Genomic DNA, 19,671 nt, shown 5'->3' on the forward strand with positions numbered 1-19,671 from the left:
GCTATCATCAGCCCCTTTTTTTATCAGTGCAGGCAGCAGCTCTTAAACTTCTTCCCGCTGCCGCAAGGACACGGATCGTTACGCCCCACCTTCGTGCCGTTCACGACAGGCTTCTTCGCTTCCGGCTGCTGCGGGTTCTCCACCCAGTAGTTGTATAAGCGCAGGGCCGCAGGCTGGATGCTCTCGATGCTGGCGATATACTCCTCTTCGGACAGTTCATCCAGCTTCTCGCTGTTCTCTTCCGTTCCGTGCAGGGCAATCACGTCGAGATCGGCCTTCAGGGTTTCCGGCAAGGCTGACCAGTCCGTCAGCGCCACGCCGCGCATGTAGCCATAGCACCACTCTTCGACCACGGTGTAACTCTCACCGTCAACGTCGTTATAGCCGAACAGCGGCTCAAACTGATCCGGATATTCGCTCAGGCGCTCGGCAATGTCGTTCATATGCTTAAAGCAGAGATCGATAAAACGGTTCATCTCGCGATCGTTTTTCCAGCGAGGGATGTACTTCTCCCCGCCCCACACCGCCACCAGCCAGGCATCTGGCTCAACGACAACAGGGCCGGAAAGCACTGCAGTAAGCATGCCGTCCAGTTCGGACACGTCAATCACGGACGCATCGTCATGACCGTAAGACATTAACGTCTCTTCCAGCCACGCCATTTCGCTTTCATTTAATGGACCTTCCGTCATCGCGGACACTCCTGATAAAAAAGGAAAGGATCCTACCACAGATCGCACGCCTGCCCTGGCTGAAGTTTAGGTCTTTATTGCTGCAAAAGTGTGCAAATCGTGACCGTTGCACAACTTATGGGCTTTATTGTTAACGATGTGTGATCTCCGCTGTAAATTCTTCTCCTGGCGCAGGGCGGGATAACGCGGCGCTCTATACTCAAACATGTCATAACCCCGTCAAGGGGTTAACCATTCTGGCAACGTTTTTGCTTGCTGTTCTTCGCGCGACGCTGCGCATGGAAACCTCGCCGTATCACGCAGGATGCCGTTCGTTTAGTGCATTTTGTTCTTGCTCGTGTTTTTGGATTGGCTGCGCCCTGGGCGTTCAGGCTTACGCCGTGGTGCAAAAACCTCTTTGCTAAGGAACATAATAATGTCGCTGAAATTTATCAAAACGCCTGTTTCTCTTGTGCTGGCCGGTTGTCTGGTAACGGCATTTTCCGCCCGGGCAGATATCGTGATCGGTGTCGCCGGACCGTTCACGGGCCCTAATGCCACCTACGGCGATCAGTACTGGCACGGCGCAACGCAGGCCGCCGAAGACATTAACGCCGCAGGCGGTATTAACGGTGAGAAGATCAAGCTGGTTCAGGGGGATGACGCCTGCGAGCCTAAGCAGGCGGTGGCCGTCGCCAACCGCTTAGTCGACCAGGATAAGGTCAACGCCGTGGTCGGCCATTTCTGCTCCTCTTCCACCATGCCCGCCTCCGAGGTGTATAGCGACGCGGGCATCATCGCGATTACTCCCGGCTCAACTAACCCGCAGATCACCGAACGCGGCATGAGCGACATGTTCCGCATGTGCGGCCGCGACGACCAGCAGGGTCAGGTCGCCAGCGACTTCATTATCGACAAGCTGAAAGCCAAACGCGTGGTCATCATTCACGATAAAGACACCTATGGACAAGGGCTGGCAGACGCCACCAAAGCGGCGCTGGCGAAGCGCGGGGTCAAGGATGTGATGTATGAAGGTTTATCCCGCGGTGAAAAAGACTTTAACGCGCTGGTGACGAAGATCGGCGCGCAAAAACCGGACGTGGTGTTCTTCGGCGGCTGTCACCCGGAAGCTGGCCCGCTGGTTCGCCAGATGCGTGAACAGGGGGTGCAGGCGAAATTCTTCTCCGGCGACTGCATTGTCAACGAAGAGATGGTGACGGCAGCGGGCGGCCCGCAATATACCAACGGCATTTACATGACCTTTGGTAAAGATCCGCGCCTGATCCCGGACGGTAAAGCGGTTATCGACAAATTCCGCGCCGGTAAATTCGAGCCGGAAGGTTATACCCTCTACTCCTATGCCTCCGTACAGGCTATTGCCGCAGCCTTCAAGGCCACCGGCGGCAAGGATTCCGCGAAAGCCAGCGAGTGGCTGAAAGCCAATTCTGTCGACACGGTGATGGGCAAAAAAGCCTGGGACAGCAAAGGCGACCTTAAAGTGTCTGACTACGTGGTTTACCAGTGGGACGACAAGGGAAAATATAAGGAAGTGCAGTAACGGGACGGAGTCACGCTCAACGTCGGCGGGCTTGCCCGTCGGCGCGTAATAAACATCAGGCTGCGCGCCTCGCGCAGCCTATAAAACGAGCGCGCTAAGATGAGTACATTCTTCCTGCAGCAGTTAGTCAATGGCTTAACGCTGGGCTCCGTTTACGGCCTGATCGCCATCGGCTACACCATGGTGTACGGCATTATCGGGATGATCAATTTCGCCCACGGCGAAGTGTATATGATTTCAGCCTATCTCTGCGCCATTGGTCTGGCGCTGCTCTCTTTCTTCGGGCTTGAGTCCTTCCCCCTGCTGATTCTGGGTACGCTGGTGTTCACCATCGCGGTAACTGGCGTGTACGGCTGGACTATCGAGCGTATCGCCTACAGGCCGCTGCGCAACTCCACGCGCCTGGCGCCGCTTATCTCCGCCATCGGGATGTCGCTTATCCTGCAAAACTACGCCCAGCTGAGCCAGGGTCCGCGCCAGCAAGGGGTGCCGACCATGCTCGACGGCGTGATTCGACTGCATCTTGGCGACGGGTTCGTGCAGATAACCTACACCAAAGTGTTTATTCTGCTCGCCTCGTTTGCCGGCATGCTGGTGCTTACGTGGATAATCAACCATACCCGGCTGGGGCGGATGTGCCGCGCGGTACAGCAGGATCGCAAAATGGCCTCTATTCTGGGGATCAACACCGACCGGATTATCTCCCTGGTCTTTGTTATCGGCGCGGCGATGGCCGCCCTGGCGGGCGTGCTCATCACCATGAATTACGGCACCTTTGATTTCTACGTCGGGTTTGTGATTGGCATTAAGGCCTTTACAGCGGCAGTGCTCGGCGGTATCGGTTCCCTGCCCGGCGCCATGCTCGGAGGCCTAATCCTTGGCGTCGCAGAAGCCCAGTTCTCGGGCATGGTGAACTCGGACTATAAAGATGTCTTCTCGTTTGGCCTGCTGGTCATGATCCTGATTTTCCGGCCCCAGGGTCTGCTCGGGCGCCCGGTTGTGGCCAAAGTGTGAGGAAGAGAATGATGACATCGCACGGTTTTTCTCTAAAGCGCTGCGTTCTGGACGCGATTTTTTCCGGGCTGATTGCCCTGATTATCTTCGGCCCGATTGCTGGCGTGGTGCTGGACGGGTACAGCTTTAACTTTGCCGGACAACGGCTGGCCTTGATGGTCGGCATTGTAATGCTGGGGCGTTTTCTCTTGAGCGCTTTTTTGGGTACCGCCGCGGGCGCTCGTTTCCAGGCGCGCTTCGAAGCCGATAACGCGGGCGTCTATGTTAGGCCACCGGACTACAAAAGCCGCATGCGCTGGATTATTCCTCTGGTGATTGCGCTTGCGGTTTGCTTCCCGTTTGTCGCCACCAAATATGTACTGACCGTCGCCATTCTCGGGCTGATCTACGTGCTTCTCGGTCTGGGGCTGAACATCGTCGTGGGGCTGGCCGGCCTGCTGGACCTGGGGTACGTCGCCTTCTACGCGATTGGCGCGTACGGTCTGGCGCTGGGATACCAGTATCTGGGGTTAGGCTTCTGGAGCATGCTGCCGCTGGCGGCAATCATGGCCGCCGCCGCCGGTGCCCTGCTCGGTTTCCCGGTACTGCGCATGCACGGCGACTATCTGGCGATCGTCACCCTCGGGTTCGGGGAGATCATTCGCCTGATCCTGAACAACTGGCTGACCTTCACGGGGGGGCCAAACGGCGTGTCAGCCCCTCCCCCCACCTTTTTCGGCCTGGAATTTGGACGACGCGCGAAAGAAGGTGGCGTGCCTTTTCACGAGTTTTTCCACCTGACCTACAACCCGAACATGAAGTTTATTTTTATCTACGCGGTACTGTTTCTGGTGGTGATGCTGGTGCTCTACGTCAAACACCGCCTGACGCGGATGCCGATTGGCCGGGCGTGGGAAGCCCTGCGAGAAGACGAAATTGCCTGCCGCTCGATGGGGTTGAATCACGTCCTGGTGAAGCTTTCCGCCTTTACGCTGGGCGCGTCGACCGCGGGGATTGCCGGGGTGTTCTTCGCCACCTATCAAGGGTTTGTGAATCCGACCTCCTTTACCTTCTTTGAATCCGCGCTGATCCTCGCCATCGTGGTGCTGGGCGGCATGGGCTCGACGCTTGGCGTGGTGCTGGCCGCCTTCGTGCTGACGGTAACGCCGGAGCTGCTGCGCAGTTTTGCGGAGTACCGCGTCCTGCTGTTTGGCATGCTGATGGTGGTGATGATGATCTGGCGTCCACGCGGCCTGATCCGCATTAACCGCAGCGGGTTTGCCGTGCGTAAGGGCGTGGCGCCATGAACGAGACGATATTGCGCGTGGAACATCTGATGATGCACTTCGGTGGGATTAAGGCGCTTAACGACGTTAATCTGGACGTGCTGCGCGGCTCCATTACCGCCCTTATCGGGCCAAACGGAGCGGGAAAAACAACCGTGTTTAACTGCCTGACGGGTTTCTATAAGGCCTCCGGCGGCAATATTTTATTTTCTACCCGCACTAAAACGACCAACGTTATTCAGGTCCTCGGACAAAAATTCCAGCCTGGCGACTGGATTAACCCCGCGCAGTTCGGGCAGCGCCTGTTCTACAAAATGTTTGGCGGAACGCACCTGGTGAACCGTGCCGGGCTGGCGCGCACGTTTCAAAACATCCGCCTTTTTCGCGAGATGTCGGTCGTGGAAAATCTTCTGGTGGCCCAGCATATGCGGGTGAACCGCAATCTTCTCGCCGGGATCCTGAATACGCCGTCCTACCGGCGGGCGGAAAGCGACGCCCTGGACAGAGCCTTCTACTGGCTCGAAGTGGTGGACCTGGTGGAGTGCGCCAATCGCCTGGCGGGAGAGATGTCGTACGGGCAGCAGCGGCGTCTGGAGATCGCGCGGGCAATGTGTACCGGGCCCGAGATGATCTGTCTCGATGAGCCTGCCGCCGGGCTTAACCCGGTCGAAACGCATAAGCTGAGCAGCATTATTCGTTTCCTGCGCGATCGCCATGACATCACGGTCTTACTGATTGAACATGATATGGGGATGGTGATGGAGATTTCGGACGACATTATCGTGCTCGACCACGGCGATGTTATTGCCAGAGGGAAACCCGAACAGATCCAGCATGATGAAAAGGTGATTGCTGCATACCTGGGTACGGACGAAAGCGAGGTGACCCTATGACCGAACCGCTGCTGGCATTTCGCGAGGTGGATGTGTTCTACGGTGCCATTCAGGCGCTGAAGCAGGTCTCCCTGGAGGTCAATGAAGGTGAGACCGTGGCGCTGATTGGCGCGAACGGCGCGGGTAAATCCACATTGCTGATGTCTATCTTTGGCCAGCCGCGCATCCGGAGCGGGCAGATTCTGTTCAGTGGCGACGACATCAGCCATCAATCCACCCACTGCGTCGCCTCCGGCGGCATTGCGCAGGCGCCTGAAGGCCGGCGTGTCTTCCCGGATATGACCGTCGAAGAGAACCTGCTGATGGGAACCATCCCCATCGGCAACCGGTTTGCAGCTGAAGATATGCAAACCATGTTCGACCTGTTCCCTCGCCTCAAGGAGAGGCGCAAGCAGCGCGCGATGACCATGTCAGGCGGGGAACAGCAGATGCTGGCGATCGCCCGGGCGCTGATGAGCCGTCCCAGGCTGCTGTTGCTGGATGAACCGAGCCTGGGCTTAGCGCCGATAGTGGTGAAACAGATCTTCCAGACGCTGCGCGAGCTGGCCCGCAACGGCATGACCATTTTTCTGGTGGAGCAGAATGCGCACCATGCGTTGAAGCTTTCCGACCGCGGATATGTGATGGTTAACGGGCAGATCCGGTTGAGCGGCAGCGGCGAGGAGCTGCTGGGAAATCAGGAGGTGAGGAAGGCGTATTTGGGTGGATATTAAAACGCTCGCGATAGCGGGCATAAAGATGCCGTATGGATTAACCAAACACCATTATCCAAACAGATAGTGGTTTAATTCCGATCACCCTTATTTACAAAAAACTGCAACTTACAGGCGTAATGTTTCCCTTGTTAACCATTAATTCTATAAGGGATTAAATTATGTGGAGTGCCCATAAAGCCGCAGTTTACGCCCGCCAGCATGCGGGCGAGCATAGCCAGAAAAGATGTGCAGAATTTGTTTCAAAAGCCATTCGCGCTGGCGGTGCTAATCTGCAGAACACACATTATGCTAAGGATATGAAAAGCAATTTGATTTTGGCTGGCTTCCATCAGATTTACGGCGAGCCTGTTGAGGGTGACGTGGCAGTGATCCAGCCTACAGCCCACCACCCCTATGGCCATGCATGCATCTATAGCGGGAACGGCGTCTGGTACTCTGATTTTGTTCAGCGAACAATGTATCCGGGAAAAGAATACCGGGAAGTAAAGCCAGCGTATGCAATATACAGGCATGACTAACATGAAAAAAATAATTCTTGCTGCCCTGCTTCTGCCCACTCTCGTATCAGCTGCACAGAAGCTACCCCCTGAGGCATCCGCCGCCCTTCAGTTTAATAAGTGGTACATCTCGCAGATTCTTAGCGGGAAAGAGCCAATAAAAAACTATGAAGCGCTGAGCCGATACGTTACCCGCGAAACAATCAGCAAGCTCAAAGCCATGGATAAGCTGGATCCGGATGAATATGACGTGCCTGACGTCGATATGTTCATAAAGGCTCAGGGATATGATGATGACTGGGGCATCGTCAGTGCGCGTGCATTAGATTACGATGCCGCATGCATGCAGGTGTATATATCATTCGGCAAAAAGCGGGATCACACCGTGATTGACTGCATGGTCAAAGAAAATGGCGCATGGAAAGTTCAGTCCGTGGCAAGCGTGAATATTTCTGACAACCTGAGCGCAGAATGATATCGGCGATATGACAGGGGTACTGATGCAATGCATCTTCGCGAATCCCTGTCGTATCGCCGACAAATACACCTTCGCTCTGGATAACTGAATAATAACAATGATGCAAGAAAGTGGATTTCAGGCACAAAAAAACCACCTTTCGGTGGTTTCACGACACTGCTTATTGCTTTGATTATTCTTTGTTTCCCATGGTACCCGGAGTGGGACTTGAACCCACACAGCGCGAACGCCGAGGGATTTTAAATCCCTTGTGTCTACCGATTCCACCATCCGGGCTCGGGAAGAAAGTGGAGGCGCGTTCCGGAGTCGAACCGGACTAGACGGATTTGCAATCCGCTACATAACCGCTTTGCTAACGCGCCGTAAAACTTTTCTAACTGACACCCGCTATTGCGCATGTCTTTAATCTGGAGCGGGAAACGAGACTCGAACTCGCGACCCCGACCTTGGCAAGGTCGTGCTCTACCAACTGAGCTATTCCCGCATGTTATCAAGTTAACTGCTAACCACTTGATTTCATTATCGTCCGGCTTGCTGTGCCGCCGTTCGATGCGTTGCATTCTACTGATATGACGTGATGAGTCAACGTTATTTTTTGCTTGTCTGGATTGTTTGCTGAAAATTACGGCGAAACGATCACTGATCAAGCAAATCCCCGCGCGCAGCGTTCAAATATTGCAGCATTGACCACAGCGTCAGCACTGCCGCCACCCACAGGAGGCCAATCCCCGCCCACTCAACCCAGGCGTTCGGACGCCAGAGCATCCACACCAGCGAGGCCATCTGCGCGGTGGTTTTCACTTTACCAATCCAGGATACCGCGACGCTGCTGCGTTTCCCCAGCTCCGCCATCCACTCACGCAGCGCAGAGATGATGATCTCACGGCCAATCATAGTTGCGGCGGGCAGCGTCACCCACCAGGTATGATAGTGCTCAGCCACCAGCACCATCGCGATCGCGACCATCACTTTATCCGCTACCGGATCGAGAAAGGCGCCGAAACGGGTGCTCTGGTTCCAGCGGCGCGCCAGATAGCCATCAAACCAGTCAGTTACCGCTGCAATAAGGAAGATCAATGCGCAGGCGAACGGTGCCCAGACGACCGGCAGGTAAAACGCCAGCACAAAGAACGGAATGAGTACGACACGAAAGAGAGTGAGCAACGTAGGGATATTATATTGCATAGTGACGGTAACTATTTGTTGTCAGTAAAATTTAGCTCTATGTTGCTACAGAGCCCTCAATGTTTCAACGAGTAGTAGATCTTTTCTGCCAGCCCTTGCGAAATACCCGGCACTTTTGCAATTTCCTCCATACTGGCGTTGAGTAATCCTTGCAATCCGCCCATATACTTCAGCAGCATCTGGCGGCGTTTTGGCCCAACGCCCTCAATAGTCTCAAGCGTGCTCGTGTTTTTGACCTTCGCCCGTTTTTTGCGGTGGCCGCTGATGGCATGGTCGTGCGACTCATCGCGAATATGCTGGATGACGTGCAGCGCCGGGGAGTCCGGCGGCAGGCTGAAGCCCTCACCTTCCGGCTCAAAAAACAGCGTTTCCAGACCGGCCTTACGATCGGCCCCTTTTGCCACGCCTAACAGCAGCGGATGGTTTTTGTCCCACTCAACGTCGAGCGACTCGAATACCGCTTTCGCCTGACCTAGCTGCCCTTTCCCACCGTCGATAAGAATCACGTCCGGGATCTTGCTCTCTTCAATCGCTTTACCGTAGCGACGGCGCAGCACCTGATTCATGGCAGCATAGTCATCACCCGGCGTGATGCCGGTGATGTTATAGCGGCGATACTCGGCGCGCAGCGGGCCGTTGGCGTCAAATACCACGCAGGACGCCACCGTCTGCTCACCCATCGTATGGCTGATATCGAAACATTCCATTCGCTTCACTTCCGGCAACTTCAGGAGCGTCGCCAGCGCGGTTAGACGCTGGTTAACCGTCGATTGCTGGGACAGTTTAGTGGTGAGCGCCGTCGCCGCGTTGGTCCGCGCCAGCTTCAGATAGCGTGCACGGTCGCCGCGCGGTTTGGTTTGAACATTGACCCGACGCCCGGCCAGTTCGGAAAGCGAATCGGCCAGCAGGGTTTTGTCATCAAGGCTAAAATCGAGCAGGATCTCCGAGGGCAGCGTACGCATCTGGCTGCCCTGAAGATAAAACTGGCCAACAAAGGTTTCCACCACTTCACCCAGCTCGGTGCCGCCAGGCACCTTCGGGAAATAGCTGCGGCTGCCGAGCACTTTGCCCTGGCGAATAAACAGCACATGCACGCAGGCCATGCCGGCGTCGAAGGACACGCCAATAACGTCGAGATCGTCGCCGGTATTTGAGACAAACTGTTTCTCAGTGACTCTGCGCACCGCCTGGATCTGGTCGCGGATCCGCGCAGCCTCTTCAAACTCAAGCGCGGCGCTGGCTTTTTCCATTCTGGCGATCAGCTGGGTTAAAACCTGATCGTCTTTGCCAGCTAAGAACAGGCGTACGTATTCCACCTGCTGCGCATACTCGTCTTCACTGACCAGCCCGGCAACACAGGGGCCAAGGCAACGCCCAATCTGGTACTGTAAACACGGGCGCGAGCGGTTGCGGTAGACGCTGTTTTCACACTGGCGGATCGGGAAAATTTTTTGCAGCAGCGCCAGCGTCTCCCGCACGGCATAGCCATTCGGGAAGGGGCCGAAATATTCCCCTTTCGCGTGTTTTGCGCCGCGGTGCATCGCCAGGCGCGGATGGGTGTCACCACTCAGAAAGATAAACGGATAGGATTTGTCGTCCCGCAGCAGCACGTTATAGCGCGGCTGGTAGAGCTTAATATAGTTGTGCTCAAGCAGCAGCGCTTCCGTCTCGGTATGCGTCACGGTGACATCAATATTCTGAATGAGTGAGACCAGCGCTTCGGTCTTACGGGAGGCAAGGTTACTGCGGAAATAGCTGGAAAGACGCTTTTTAAGATCTTTGGCCTTCCCCACATAGATAACCGTACCGCCAGCGTCATACATCCGATAGACGCCTGGCTGGCTGGTTACGGTTTTCAGAAATGCTTTTGAATCGAATACATCACTCACTGACTTAACAACGTCTCCGCGTTACATAAACCGTGCCGGATGGCCAGATGAGTCAGTTCAACATCACCATGAATGTTCAGTTTACTGAACATACGATAACGATAGCTGTTGACCGTTTTCGGGCTGAGATTCAGCTGCTCTGAGATCTCATTCACTTTCTGACCCTTGGTGATCATCAGCATAATCTGCAATTCACGCTCAGACAAACTGGCAAACGGTGATTCCGTTTTCTCGGGTTCGATCTGGCTCAGCGCCATCTGCTGCGCAATGTCGGAGGCAATGTAACGCTGCCCGGCAAATACAGAACGGATAGCATTGACGACCTCCTGCGGTGCGGCGCCTTTGCTCAGGTAACCGGCTGCCCCCGCCTGCATCACCTTCGCGGGAAGCGGATTTTCAGTATGCACGGTCAGCATGATGACTTTTGTATCAACAAAGGTACGCGCGATTTTGCGTGTTGCCTCAAGGCCACCGATACCGGGCATATTCATATCCATCAGCACCACATCGGCCGAGTTTGTGCGGCACCATTTTACGGCATCTTCCCCACAGCACGCCTCACCGGCAACTTTAATACCTTTAATATCTTCAAGAATGCGTCGTATCCCTGCGCGCACCAGTTCGTGGTCATCAACAAGAAGGACGTTGATCAAAGGAAATGTCTCCAGAATAGGGATAACGCTACTGAGTGATAATTTGGCTTATATTAACGGTTTTCATCACAAGATTAAAACGTTAAAAAATCGGCTATTCGATTTTGCTCTCGTTTTTGGAAATTAGCCTGTACAGTCCATGGAAAGAGAACCCTTGCCATCAGAGCTTTTGCGGCTATTTTTAAGCATCTGTATTCAAAAAGTTACAAAAAGCTTGCACGCTTTCCTCGCGGAAAAACTCTTCTCAATTTTTGTAACAATAATTAACGGCAAGTAAACCAGGCGCAAACAATTAATAGCCGTACCAGAGCATCAGTTTACCGGCTGGCTCTGTTTACGCAAATAAACACTGGCGTAAAAGTACGAAAAACAACCGCTGCATTTTTTGCTGCAGCTTGTGGTATACTCCGCCGCCTTGACTTTCGTCGTCGCGCTTTAGCGCCGTTTAATAATGAGGAAAATAAATGAGCACACCTGAATTTGCCACTGCGGAGAATAACCAGGAACTGGCACAGGAAGTAAACTGCCTGAAAGCGCTGCTAACGCTGATGCTGCAGGCGATGGGCCAGGCTGATGCTGGTCGTGTGATCATTAAAATGGAAAAACAAATCGCGCAGATGGAAGACCAGGCGGAATCGGCCGTATTTGCTAACACCGTTAAGCAAATCAAACAAGCGTACCGCAAGTAACAAAAAACGGCTGGATGCAGTGCATTCAGCCGTCCACTCGTCTGTCACGCAGAACGTACTCTCTAATCAGATCAGTCCCGTAGCCGCCGCATAACAGGCAATCTGCGTCTTGTTTGGCGCATTAAATTTTTTCTGCATATTCTTCTGATGGAAGTTAACCGTATTCTCTGAAATAGAGAGAATGATCGCTATTTCCGCCGACGTCTTCCCTTCCGCGGTCCATTTCAAAATTTCTCGTTCGCGTTTGCTGAATTTCATCTCAGGCGGCATAACCATCTTATCTTCAAAACGCAGCAGCGCTGTTAATGCCATTTGCACCAGCATCTGCAACCGCAGCTCTATTTCCTCGCCGGCAAACGGTCCTTCCTGCGCGCGAGTACGGGAAACTGAGAGGAAGCCGAGCGCATGATTAGGCAGCATCAGACACTGAGTTATTCCCGAACGTAGACCGAAGTCCTGCGCCCTATGCCATAATTCCTGAGCATCCGCAAATAATTCGTCCGTCCAGGGTAAATGCCCCTGAATGAAATTCTCCGGCTTTAGCACCGGATCGATGGTGAAATAGTTCTCTGATTGATATTGCGCCAGCCACTGTTGCGGATAAGTGGCATGCACAGCAATTTTAGGCCGCGTAAACGGCACCGGATGGCGCACACAGAGTGAGTAATAATCGAATTCCAGCGCCTGAGTTTGTCGCTGAAGTTCATGATATACCTCGGCGGCACAGGTCAATTCCTGAAACCGCAGGGAGCAATCCCGTCGCCAGGTGAAAAAGTCTGAATCCTTCATACTTACTAAAAGAGGCCTCTGAAAAGATAATCATTATTATGGTGAATATAACCTAACACATAAAACTTATTTCTAACTACAAAATATCGGCACTAGCACAATTAACTGTGCTATGGATAAGGATTATTCTGTTCCGGCAGAATAAAAGAACACCATTTAAGGCGATGAGCGAGAATAATTTGCTCCAGAAGAACTTTCTGGAGCAAATGAGTACATAAATGCTACTGCATAAGGAATTTTTCCAGGAACTGACGGGTTCGCGGTTGCTGAGGGTTAGCAAATAAGCTTTTCGCCGGTCCCTGCTCCACAATCCGCCCCTGGTCCATAAAGATGGCTCTGTCCGCCACGTCGCGCGCAAAGCTCATTTCATGGGTCACGATAACCATCGTGCGTTTTTCCTGCGCCAGCTGGCGGATGGTGTTCAGCACCTCACCCACCAGTTCTGGATCGAGCGCGGAGGTCGGTTCATCAAACAGGATCACGTCAGGGCGCATCGCCAGCGCGCGCGCGATGGCCACGCGCTGCTGCTGCCCGCCCGACAGGCGGCGCGGATAGCTGGTCTCTTTCCCTGCCAGCCCGACTTTGGCGAGCAACTCGCGGGCGCGTGCCGTCGCTTCCTCTTTGGGCTCACCTTTTACAATGACCGGTCCTTCAATAATATTTTCCAGCACCGTGCGGTGCGGAAATAGATTGAAGCTCTGGAACACAAAGCCAACATGCTGACGCAGGCGGCGAATCAACCCTTTCTGCTGGCTGATGGATTTACCGGCATCAATCGTTATCTCCCCAACCCGAATGGTGCCCCCTTCCGGCTGCTCAAGCAGGTTGATACTGCGCAGCAGCGTGGTTTTCCCCGACCCGCTCGGGCCAATAATCGCCACGACTTCTCCCTGCTCAACTTCCAGGTCGATGCCGTGGAGCACCGTTTGCCCGTGGAATTTTTTCACCAGGTTTTTGACGTCAATTGCACTCATTTTGGATCACGCTCCTGGCGGTTAAGCTGGTTTTCAAAGTAGTTTTGCAGAGCAGACAACACCGTCGCCATCACCCAGTAGATCAGCGAGGCGGCCAGATACATGGTGAAAACTTCAAGGGTGCGCGAGGTAATGAGCTGCGCCTGACGGAACAGCTCCGGCACCTGGATGGTTGCCGCCAGAGAGGTATCTTTCACCAGGCTGATGAAGCTGTTGCTCAGCGGCGGAAGCGCTACCCGCGCCGCCTGCGGCAGAATGGCGCGACGCAGCGTCTGCCACGGCGTCATCCCGATACTGGCCGCCGCTTCCCACTGGCCTTTATCAATCGACGAGATCGCCGCGCGCAGGGTTTCGGAGGTATAGGCCGCCGTGTTAAGCGACAGGCCAATCATCGCCGCCGGGATCGGATCCAGCTCGATGCCGAACTGCGGTAAACCATAGTAGATCATAAAGAGCTGAGCGATAAGCGGCGTACCGCGAAACACGGAAATATAAAAGCGCGCCAGCCAGCGTACCGGCAGGATGGGCGACATGCGCATTAAGGCCAGTACAAAGCCCAGCACAAGACCGAAGAACATCCCGCCGATACTGAGCTGTAGCGTGAATACCGCACCTTTCAGCAGGAATGGCAGGGAATCAATAACCAGTTGAATACTTTCTTGCATTATTATTTTTCGACCTGATTTTTAGACATGAGGATGATAAGCAAACAGCGCGGGCGCCCCGCCGGTGTGCACAAATAAAATTGGCCCTTCATCCTTAAAGCGTTTCTGCGCAATGCCATCGATAAGCCCGGCCATCGCTTTACCCGTATAGACCGGATCGAGCAGTATACCTTCAAGGCGCGCCAGCAGCTTAACGGCTTCCATCCCCTCTTCATTGGGCGTACCGTAGCCCGGCGCAAAATAGTCATCCCAGAGCAGGATCTCGGCCCTGGCCTTCAGCTCCAGCTGCTCTGCCACCGCCTGTTGCAGCGCCGCTACTTTTGGCTTCTGGTCCGCGACGCTGCGGGAAACCGTCACGCCAATCAGCTCGACATCCGGCAGCAGCTGTTCCAGCCCCACCGCCAGCCCGGCATGCGTGCCCGCGCTTCCGGAGGCGACAACGACCGACGAGAGGCTAACGGCGCCCTCGCACTGCTGGGCGATTTCCAGCGCGCTTTCCACATAGCCCAGCGCGCCCAGCGCGTTCGAACCGCCGACGGGAATAACGTAGGGGCGGAAACCCTGCGCTTCCAGACGCGTGGCCAGATCGTCGAGCTGTGCGGTCGGGTCGGTCAACGCATCCACCATCTCCACCTGCACGTTGAACAGGTCTAAAAGCAGGCGGTTACCGTTGGTGAGATAGTTTTCCGCCCGCGTGCCAATCGGGTTTTCCAGCAGAGCCACGCAGTGAAGCCCGAGTTTTGCCGCCACGGCGGCCGTCTGACGAACATGGTTGGACTGAATGGCCCCGGCAGTAATAAGCGTATCCGCGCCTTCGCGCAGCGCGTCAGCCGCCAGAAACTCCAGCTTGCGCAGCTTATTGCCCCCCATCGCCATCGGCGTCACGTCATCGCGCTTAATAAAAATATCGCGTCCCAGATAATCAGAAAATCGCGGCAGGTACTCCAGCGGCGTCGGCGCACCGATAAATTCCAGACGGGGAAAGCGCGTTAAATTCTGTAGTGACATGGACTCTCCGGTAACTCAGACAAAATGTGATATTTTTCATTATGCACGCAGACGCGTAAGAAATAAAAAAGGCGCTTTTAAAAGCGCCTTTTTTCCAGGTCACCGACTTATTTGGTGACGTCTGCCCCGAACCACTTCTCAGACAGCGCCTTCAGGCTGCCGTCTTTCTGCATGTCAGCAATCGCGGAATCAATGGCTTTCACCAGATCCTCGTTGCCTTTACGGACGGCCACGCCGGATTCCTGACGAGAGAACGCATCACCCGCTACTGCCAGGGTATTGTTGGTTTTCTTCACCAGATCCAAAGCGGCCAGACGGTCAACCAGAATGGCGTCGATACGGCCTACGCGCAGGTCCTGATATTTCGTCGGGTCATCATCATAGGTGCGGATGTCCACGCCCTGAACGTTCTGGCGCAGCCACTCTTCGTAGTTAGTTCCCAGACCGACGCCGACTTTTTTGCCTTTCAGATCGGCAGCGGATTTAATGGAGCCTTCGTTACCTTTCTTCACCAGCGCCTGAATACCGGACACGGTGTACGGCGTGGAGAAGTCATACTTCTTCTTACGCTCGTCAGAAATGGTCACCTGGTTAATCACCACGTCAATACGTTTTGAATCCAGCGAGGCCAGCATACCGTCCCATTTGGTCGGTTTCAGGGAGGCTTTAACGCCGAGGTGCTTCGCCAGTTCTTCTGCAAATTCCACTTCAAAACCGGTCAGCTTGCCGTCATCGCCCTGGAAGCTGAAGGGAGGATAGGTTCCTTCCAGCCCGACCAGCAGCGTACCGCGCTCTTTTACTTTATTCAGCAGGTTTTCTGCGGCGAACGTTTTCACGCTCATGCCCGCAACCAGCGCGACGGCCATAACACCCATCAGCGCCTGACGACCCAGAAGTGCAAATTTCATAAATACCCCGATATAGTGGAATTTTTACGTAGTGTAGAGAAATCGCCTGCAACGTCAAAGGCGACTGCGCTACATCTTATTCTTTTTTAATATATATCAGAAGTTGTTCCGGCGAGCGCTTTCTGCTTCACGGAACCCGGCATTTGCACCTTATATTGCGCATACTTGCGCAGCGCAATACGGTAGTTGTTGGTGCTGGTTGCAGGCAGCCACGGCTCCAGATTTTCATCCAGGTAACCGGTCTTCAGCAGATCGCGAGAGATATTGTTAACGCTCAGATGCTGCCCAAGACGGCGCAGGCGAACCACATATTCGCGCACGGTGCCGTGGCTCATCTCCGTTTGTTCAAACAGGAATTGTTTGAAGCCGATGATATCGAAGAAGTCGCTTTGCTCTTTGCAGTGGAGATCGCCACAGAAACGGCAAAGCGCCACCCACTCTTTTTGCTCTTCGAGCCACGCGGCTTCATCCATTAACGTGTCGAGGCGAGAGATAGCGATTTTATTCACGATCTCGCCGCGGCGAACCAGCGTGATACGATCGAGTAATTTGTTACAGTGGGCGCAATGCGTCTGGCTGTGTTTAAAGTCTTTCAGGTAGCGGCTTAAAGGCCGTCTTTTAGATTGCTGCACCGTCATGATAACTCCTGGTTGTCAATACGTTGTGCGGCATTTTTCGGGTGATTGGATCACCTATAACTTACCCAGTTTGGTTCGTAAGCGTTTAATGGCCTGGCTGTGCAGCTGGCTAACCCGCGACTCCCCCACCTCCAGAACCGCGCCAATCTCTTTGAGATTAAGCTCTTCCTGGTAATAAAGGGTCAACACCAGCTGTTCGCGCTCGGGCAGAGCTTCAATCGCTTCCATTACGCGCTGGCGTAAATTCCCTTCCATTAAATGGTGTAACGGGTTTTCCTGCTGGTGCTCGTCCGTCACCAGCTCGATGCTATCGCCATGCTCTTCGCGCCACTCGTCATAGGAGAAGAGTTGGCTATTATTGGTATCGAGCAACATCTGACGATACTCTTCAACAGCAATACCAAGACGTTCCGCCACTTCGGTTTCCGTTGCGTTGCGTCCCAGTTCCTGTTCCAGCTGTCCCATCGCATGCGCCACTTCGCGCGCGTTGCGGCGAACGCTGCGCGGCACCCAGTCGCGGCTGCGCAGCTCGTCCAGCATCGCACCACGAATACGCTGAACTGCGTAAGTCGTAAATGCCGTTCCTTGCAGAGCGTCGTATCGGTCAACTGCATTCAATAACCCGATACCGCCCGCCTGTAGCAGATCGTCAAGTTCCACGCTCGCCGGCAAACGCACCTGGAGGCGCAATGCTTCGTGACGCACCAGCGGGACATAACGCTGCCACAGCGAGTGTTTATCCATTACACCTTCAGCGGTATAGAGTGAATTCACGATAAACAGCCCTGCGTTAGTTGAGTTATCGGCATGATTATCCGATTCTGCAGGGCGTTCAATTGGATGAAAAAGGGGGATAAAGTGAGGTTATTCTGAGGTTGCCCGCAGCAGAGGCAACTTTTCTGGCTAAATTAACAGTTGTAACAATGAAAGATCGTCGCCCAATTTGACGCTATCTATATGTTGATAAAAGAGCTTTCCGGCTTCCTGATTATGCTGGCTCAGGGAGTGGAAGCTGTAAATAACGTCAATAATATTGTCCTGTTCAATTTTCCCCGCCGCGATGGCCTGACCGGCAAGCAGCGATTTGAGAAAATAGAACTCCGCAACGATTAAATAAAGATTATTCAACATGCTGCGGCCATTGCTCTGCGGGAATGCCTGCTGCCAGAGCTTATATTTAAAAAAGTTCTTAAAGAGGTGATCGTTTTCCGCCAGGTAACTGCCCGCCACATCGCGCCAGACGGATTCGATGTTTTCCATCACCTTTTCAGCCGGCACGCTGTCACCGACAGCCTCGAACTGCTGGTACAGCTGGGAGAAATAACGGTTTAAAACTGCCCCACCGCGGCTGGCCGTTTTCTTTGTAAAGAAGCTTTGAATAAGCGAAATTAATCCGAATTTAAGGCTATAGTTCTGGTTGAAGCCACTCAATTCAGCCTTGATTTTACCGCTCACCAGCTCGTTCACCAGTGAATAATAAACCGTTTCGAGCGTGCTGATATTCTCTTCCAGGTTTTGTAGCTTTTCAGCCACCATCAGGAATTTCACCACAGCATAAACTTGTTCTTCAACGCTCACCGCCTCAACGCTGAACAGGTTCTGGCAGAAGAGATTGATGACCTTAGCCTTCAAATCCATCGCTGGCGCATTATTAACGTCCTGCTGAACGCTGATGGATTCCATCATCGCCATCGACTCCCGATCGTTCAGCAGCAGACGGGTCACTTCCGGACACGAGAGGTTAAGGGATTTTTCGATTTCGGTTTTATAGACCCGGTTTGTCCGGGGAAACGACGAACAGGTCGGGCTTAAGGCCTGAGCGCCCATCGCACCATGAATTGAGCAGAGCTTATCGGTATCCATAAACGGGCAGTTTTTACTCTCCGTATGGAAAATCACCTCACCCCAGTGGCCGTACTGTTTTTTGGTAATTTTAATTCCCGTCTTCGCCGTCTGGCGAATTGCCGCGTTTTTACTGTTGAGATAGCGGTTGACGGAGGATTTATCGAACGCGATGGTCCAGCCCTGACAACAATGTTCACGGCATTCCCCACCGACACAGGAAAAATCTGCGACCAGTTTAGGCTGGGTAATAACGATCTGTTTCACGGGCGGATCCTCAAAATTCAGAGACAAAAAAACCCCGCCGAAGCGGGGTTTGATGCGTAAAATTAACGCAGCAGAGACAGAACGGTCTGTGGAACCTGGTTTGCCTGGGACAGAACAGAAGTACCAGCCTGCTGCAGGATCTGCGCGCGGGACATGTTGGAAACTTCAGTTGCGTAGTCAGCGTCCTGGATACGGGACTGAGCAGCAGACAGGTTGTTAGAGGTGTTGTTCAGGTTGTTGATTGCAGAAGTGAAGCGGTTCTGCACAGCACCCAGACCGGAACGAGCGGTATCAACTTTAGCGATTGCTTTGTCAATGGTGTCCAGATCGGTTGCTTTGATTGCTTTCAGGTCAAGACCATTTACGCCCAGAGTAGTGGAGTCAGCTTTAGCACCGCTCAGGTCCAGAGTAATAGTGTCGCCATCGTTAACACCAACCTGAATCGCAACTTTACCATCACCAGCTGCACCCGCAGTGCCAGTCAGCAGTTTGATGCCGTTGAAGTCAGTCTTGCCTGCAACGCGGTCGATTTCAGCCAGACGAGCGGTAACTTCATCCTGCAGAGAGGCCAGGTCAGACGTGCTGTTGGTGCCGTTGCTTGCCTGAACAGCCAGTTCACGAACGCGCTGCAGGTTGTTGTTGATTTCGTTCAGGGAACCTTCAGCAGTCTGCGCCATGGAGATACCGTCGTTGGCGTTACGCGCTGCCTGAGTCATACCTTTGATCTGGGAGGTCATGCGGTTTGCAATCGCCTGGCCAGCGGCATCGTCTTTCGCGCTGTTGATACGCAGACCTGAAGACAGACGCTCAATAGCAGTGCCCAGAGAAGACTGAGATTTGTTCAGGTTGTTCTGAGTAGTCAGGGACAACAGGTTAGTATTGATAACTGCCATAATTTTCTTTCCTTCAAAAATTGGGTTTTAGGTCCGGTGCCTAACACTCACAGCGTCTCTCACCGTCAACAAGGTTATCGACGGGTCCCGAAAAGACTTTAGAATCAATTTCGAAAAAATTATAACTCAATGATTATTAATGGTTTTATTTTTAAAAAATCAATTAAGGTTCATCATAA

General features: G+C 53.6%; 21 protein-coding genes, 3 tRNA genes and 1 pseudogene. 9 read left to right on the forward strand and 16 right to left on the reverse strand.

Annotation, left to right across the window (positions count from 1 at the left end):
* Positions 1-23: 23 nt before the first annotated feature.
* The gene (locus ACMGGH_RS19765) at positions 24-692 is read right to left on the reverse strand and encodes a YecA family protein (protein WP_049001195.1); all 669 of its coding nucleotides are present in this window, start codon (positions 690-692) and stop codon (positions 24-26) included.
* Positions 693-1,107: 415 nt separating this feature from the next.
* On the opposite strand from ACMGGH_RS19765, the gene ACMGGH_RS19770 reads away from it, so the two are divergent.
* The 7 genes from ACMGGH_RS19770 (at position 1,108) to ACMGGH_RS19800 (ending at position 7,089) form a co-directional block, all read left to right on the forward strand.
* Positions 1,108-2,229, forward strand: a complete 1,122-nt coding sequence (locus ACMGGH_RS19770; RefSeq protein ID WP_028013667.1) for a branched-chain amino acid ABC transporter substrate-binding protein — start codon at positions 1,108-1,110, stop codon at positions 2,227-2,229.
* Between the two features lie 99 nt (positions 2,230-2,328).
* Complete coding sequence (locus ACMGGH_RS19775; protein ID WP_193051457.1) at positions 2,329-3,243, forward strand: ABC transporter permease subunit; 915 nt, start codon at positions 2,329-2,331, stop codon at positions 3,241-3,243.
* Positions 3,244-3,254: 11 nt separating this feature from the next.
* Positions 3,255-4,529, forward strand: a complete 1,275-nt coding sequence (livM, locus tag ACMGGH_RS19780; protein WP_232948576.1) for a high-affinity branched-chain amino acid ABC transporter permease LivM — start codon at positions 3,255-3,257, stop codon at positions 4,527-4,529.
* Positions 4,526-5,401, forward strand: coding sequence for an ATP-binding cassette domain-containing protein (locus ACMGGH_RS19785; protein ID WP_232948486.1), 876 nt, complete (start codon positions 4,526-4,528; stop codon positions 5,399-5,401). Before livM ends, ACMGGH_RS19785 begins: the two co-directional genes overlap by 4 nt.
* Positions 5,398-6,114: an ABC transporter ATP-binding protein gene (locus ACMGGH_RS19790; protein WP_232948485.1), complete on the forward strand. Its 717-nt coding sequence runs from the start codon at positions 5,398-5,400 to the stop codon at positions 6,112-6,114. The genes ACMGGH_RS19785 and ACMGGH_RS19790 overlap by 4 nt, the downstream gene beginning before the upstream one ends.
* A 161-nt stretch (positions 6,115-6,275) precedes the next feature.
* Positions 6,276-6,635: a CHAP domain-containing protein gene (locus ACMGGH_RS19795; protein ID WP_150144189.1), complete on the forward strand. Its 360-nt coding sequence runs from the start codon at positions 6,276-6,278 to the stop codon at positions 6,633-6,635.
* Position 6,636: 1 nt separating this feature from the next.
* Positions 6,637-7,089 (forward strand): DUF3828 domain-containing protein, encoded by a 453-nt coding sequence (locus ACMGGH_RS19800; protein WP_028013673.1) that lies wholly within the window; start codon positions 6,637-6,639, stop codon positions 7,087-7,089.
* Positions 7,090-7,281: 192 nt separating this feature from the next.
* On the opposite strand, the gene ACMGGH_RS19805 is transcribed toward ACMGGH_RS19800, so the two are convergent.
* The 6 genes from ACMGGH_RS19805 to uvrY form a co-directional block, all read right to left on the reverse strand.
* A tRNA-Leu gene (locus ACMGGH_RS19805) sits at positions 7,282-7,368 on the reverse strand.
* 12 nt (positions 7,369-7,380) lie between these two features.
* Positions 7,381-7,454 (reverse strand) — tRNA-Cys (locus ACMGGH_RS19810).
* Positions 7,455-7,500: 46 nt separating this feature from the next.
* A tRNA-Gly gene (locus ACMGGH_RS19815) sits at positions 7,501-7,576 on the reverse strand.
* A gap of 152 nt (positions 7,577-7,728) precedes the next feature.
* On the reverse strand, positions 7,729-8,277 hold the full coding sequence (gene pgsA / locus ACMGGH_RS19820; RefSeq protein ID WP_041909393.1) for a CDP-diacylglycerol--glycerol-3-phosphate 3-phosphatidyltransferase: 549 nt from the start codon (positions 8,275-8,277) through the stop codon (positions 7,729-7,731).
* 56 nt (positions 8,278-8,333) lie between these two features.
* Complete coding sequence (gene uvrC / locus ACMGGH_RS19825) at positions 8,334-10,166, reverse strand: excinuclease ABC subunit UvrC (protein WP_045260340.1); 1,833 nt, start codon at positions 10,164-10,166, stop codon at positions 8,334-8,336.
* On the reverse strand, positions 10,163-10,819 hold the full coding sequence (gene uvrY / locus ACMGGH_RS19830) for a UvrY/SirA/GacA family response regulator transcription factor (RefSeq protein ID WP_013096026.1): 657 nt from the start codon (positions 10,817-10,819) through the stop codon (positions 10,163-10,165). The genes uvrC and uvrY overlap by 4 nt, the downstream gene beginning before the upstream one ends.
* 370 nt (positions 10,820-11,189) lie before the next feature.
* On the opposite strand from uvrY, the pseudogene ACMGGH_RS19835 reads away from it, so the two are divergent.
* Positions 11,190-11,258, forward strand: a pseudogene (locus ACMGGH_RS19835) (hypothetical protein); the annotation flags it as partial.
* A gap of 25 nt (positions 11,259-11,283) precedes the next feature.
* Positions 11,284-11,508, forward strand: coding sequence for a DUF2594 family protein (locus ACMGGH_RS19840; protein ID WP_232948484.1), 225 nt, complete (start codon positions 11,284-11,286; stop codon positions 11,506-11,508).
* Positions 11,509-11,574: 66 nt separating this feature from the next.
* Here ACMGGH_RS19840 and sdiA read toward each other — a convergent pair whose 3' ends face one another.
* The 9 genes from sdiA to ACMGGH_RS19885 form a co-directional block, all read right to left on the reverse strand.
* Positions 11,575-12,297 carry a transcriptional regulator SdiA gene (sdiA, locus tag ACMGGH_RS19845; protein ID WP_028013675.1) on the reverse strand — a complete coding sequence of 241 codons (723 nt, stop codon included), beginning with the start codon at positions 12,295-12,297 and terminating at the stop codon, positions 11,575-11,577.
* Positions 12,298-12,518: 221 nt separating this feature from the next.
* Positions 12,519-13,271 (reverse strand): L-cystine ABC transporter ATP-binding protein TcyN, encoded by a 753-nt coding sequence (tcyN, locus tag ACMGGH_RS19850; RefSeq protein ID WP_028013676.1) that lies wholly within the window; start codon positions 13,269-13,271, stop codon positions 12,519-12,521.
* Positions 13,268-13,936, reverse strand: a complete 669-nt coding sequence (gene tcyL / locus ACMGGH_RS19855) for a cystine ABC transporter permease (protein ID WP_028013677.1) — start codon at positions 13,934-13,936, stop codon at positions 13,268-13,270. The genes tcyN and tcyL overlap by 4 nt, the downstream gene beginning before the upstream one ends.
* A gap of 21 nt (positions 13,937-13,957) precedes the next feature.
* Positions 13,958-14,944, reverse strand: a complete 987-nt coding sequence (gene dcyD, locus ACMGGH_RS19860) for a D-cysteine desulfhydrase (protein WP_232948483.1) — start codon at positions 14,942-14,944, stop codon at positions 13,958-13,960.
* Positions 14,945-15,051: 107 nt separating this feature from the next.
* Entirely contained in the window at positions 15,052-15,852 is an 801-nt protein-coding gene (gene tcyJ / locus ACMGGH_RS19865) for a cystine ABC transporter substrate-binding protein (protein WP_028013679.1), read from the reverse strand.
* An 86-nt stretch (positions 15,853-15,938) separates the two neighbouring features.
* Positions 15,939-16,490, reverse strand: coding sequence for a flagella biosynthesis regulatory protein FliZ (gene fliZ / locus ACMGGH_RS19870; protein WP_028013680.1), 552 nt, complete (start codon positions 16,488-16,490; stop codon positions 15,939-15,941).
* Positions 16,491-16,544: 54 nt separating this feature from the next.
* Positions 16,545-17,264, reverse strand: coding sequence for an RNA polymerase sigma factor FliA (locus ACMGGH_RS19875; RefSeq protein WP_014170714.1), 720 nt, complete (start codon positions 17,262-17,264; stop codon positions 16,545-16,547).
* Between the two features lie 129 nt (positions 17,265-17,393).
* Entirely contained in the window at positions 17,394-18,599 is a 1,206-nt protein-coding gene (gene fliB, locus ACMGGH_RS19880) for a flagellin lysine-N-methylase (RefSeq protein WP_126818453.1), read from the reverse strand.
* 62 nt (positions 18,600-18,661) lie between these two features.
* The gene (locus ACMGGH_RS19885) at positions 18,662-19,492 is read right to left on the reverse strand and encodes a flagellin (protein ID WP_126818452.1); all 831 of its coding nucleotides are present in this window, start codon (positions 19,490-19,492) and stop codon (positions 18,662-18,664) included.
* Positions 19,493-19,671 lie beyond the last annotated feature (179 nt).

The organism is Enterobacter sp. BNK-16 (assembly GCF_048684955.1).
GTDB lineage: Bacteria > Pseudomonadota > Gammaproteobacteria > Enterobacterales > Enterobacteriaceae > Enterobacter > Enterobacter bugandensis.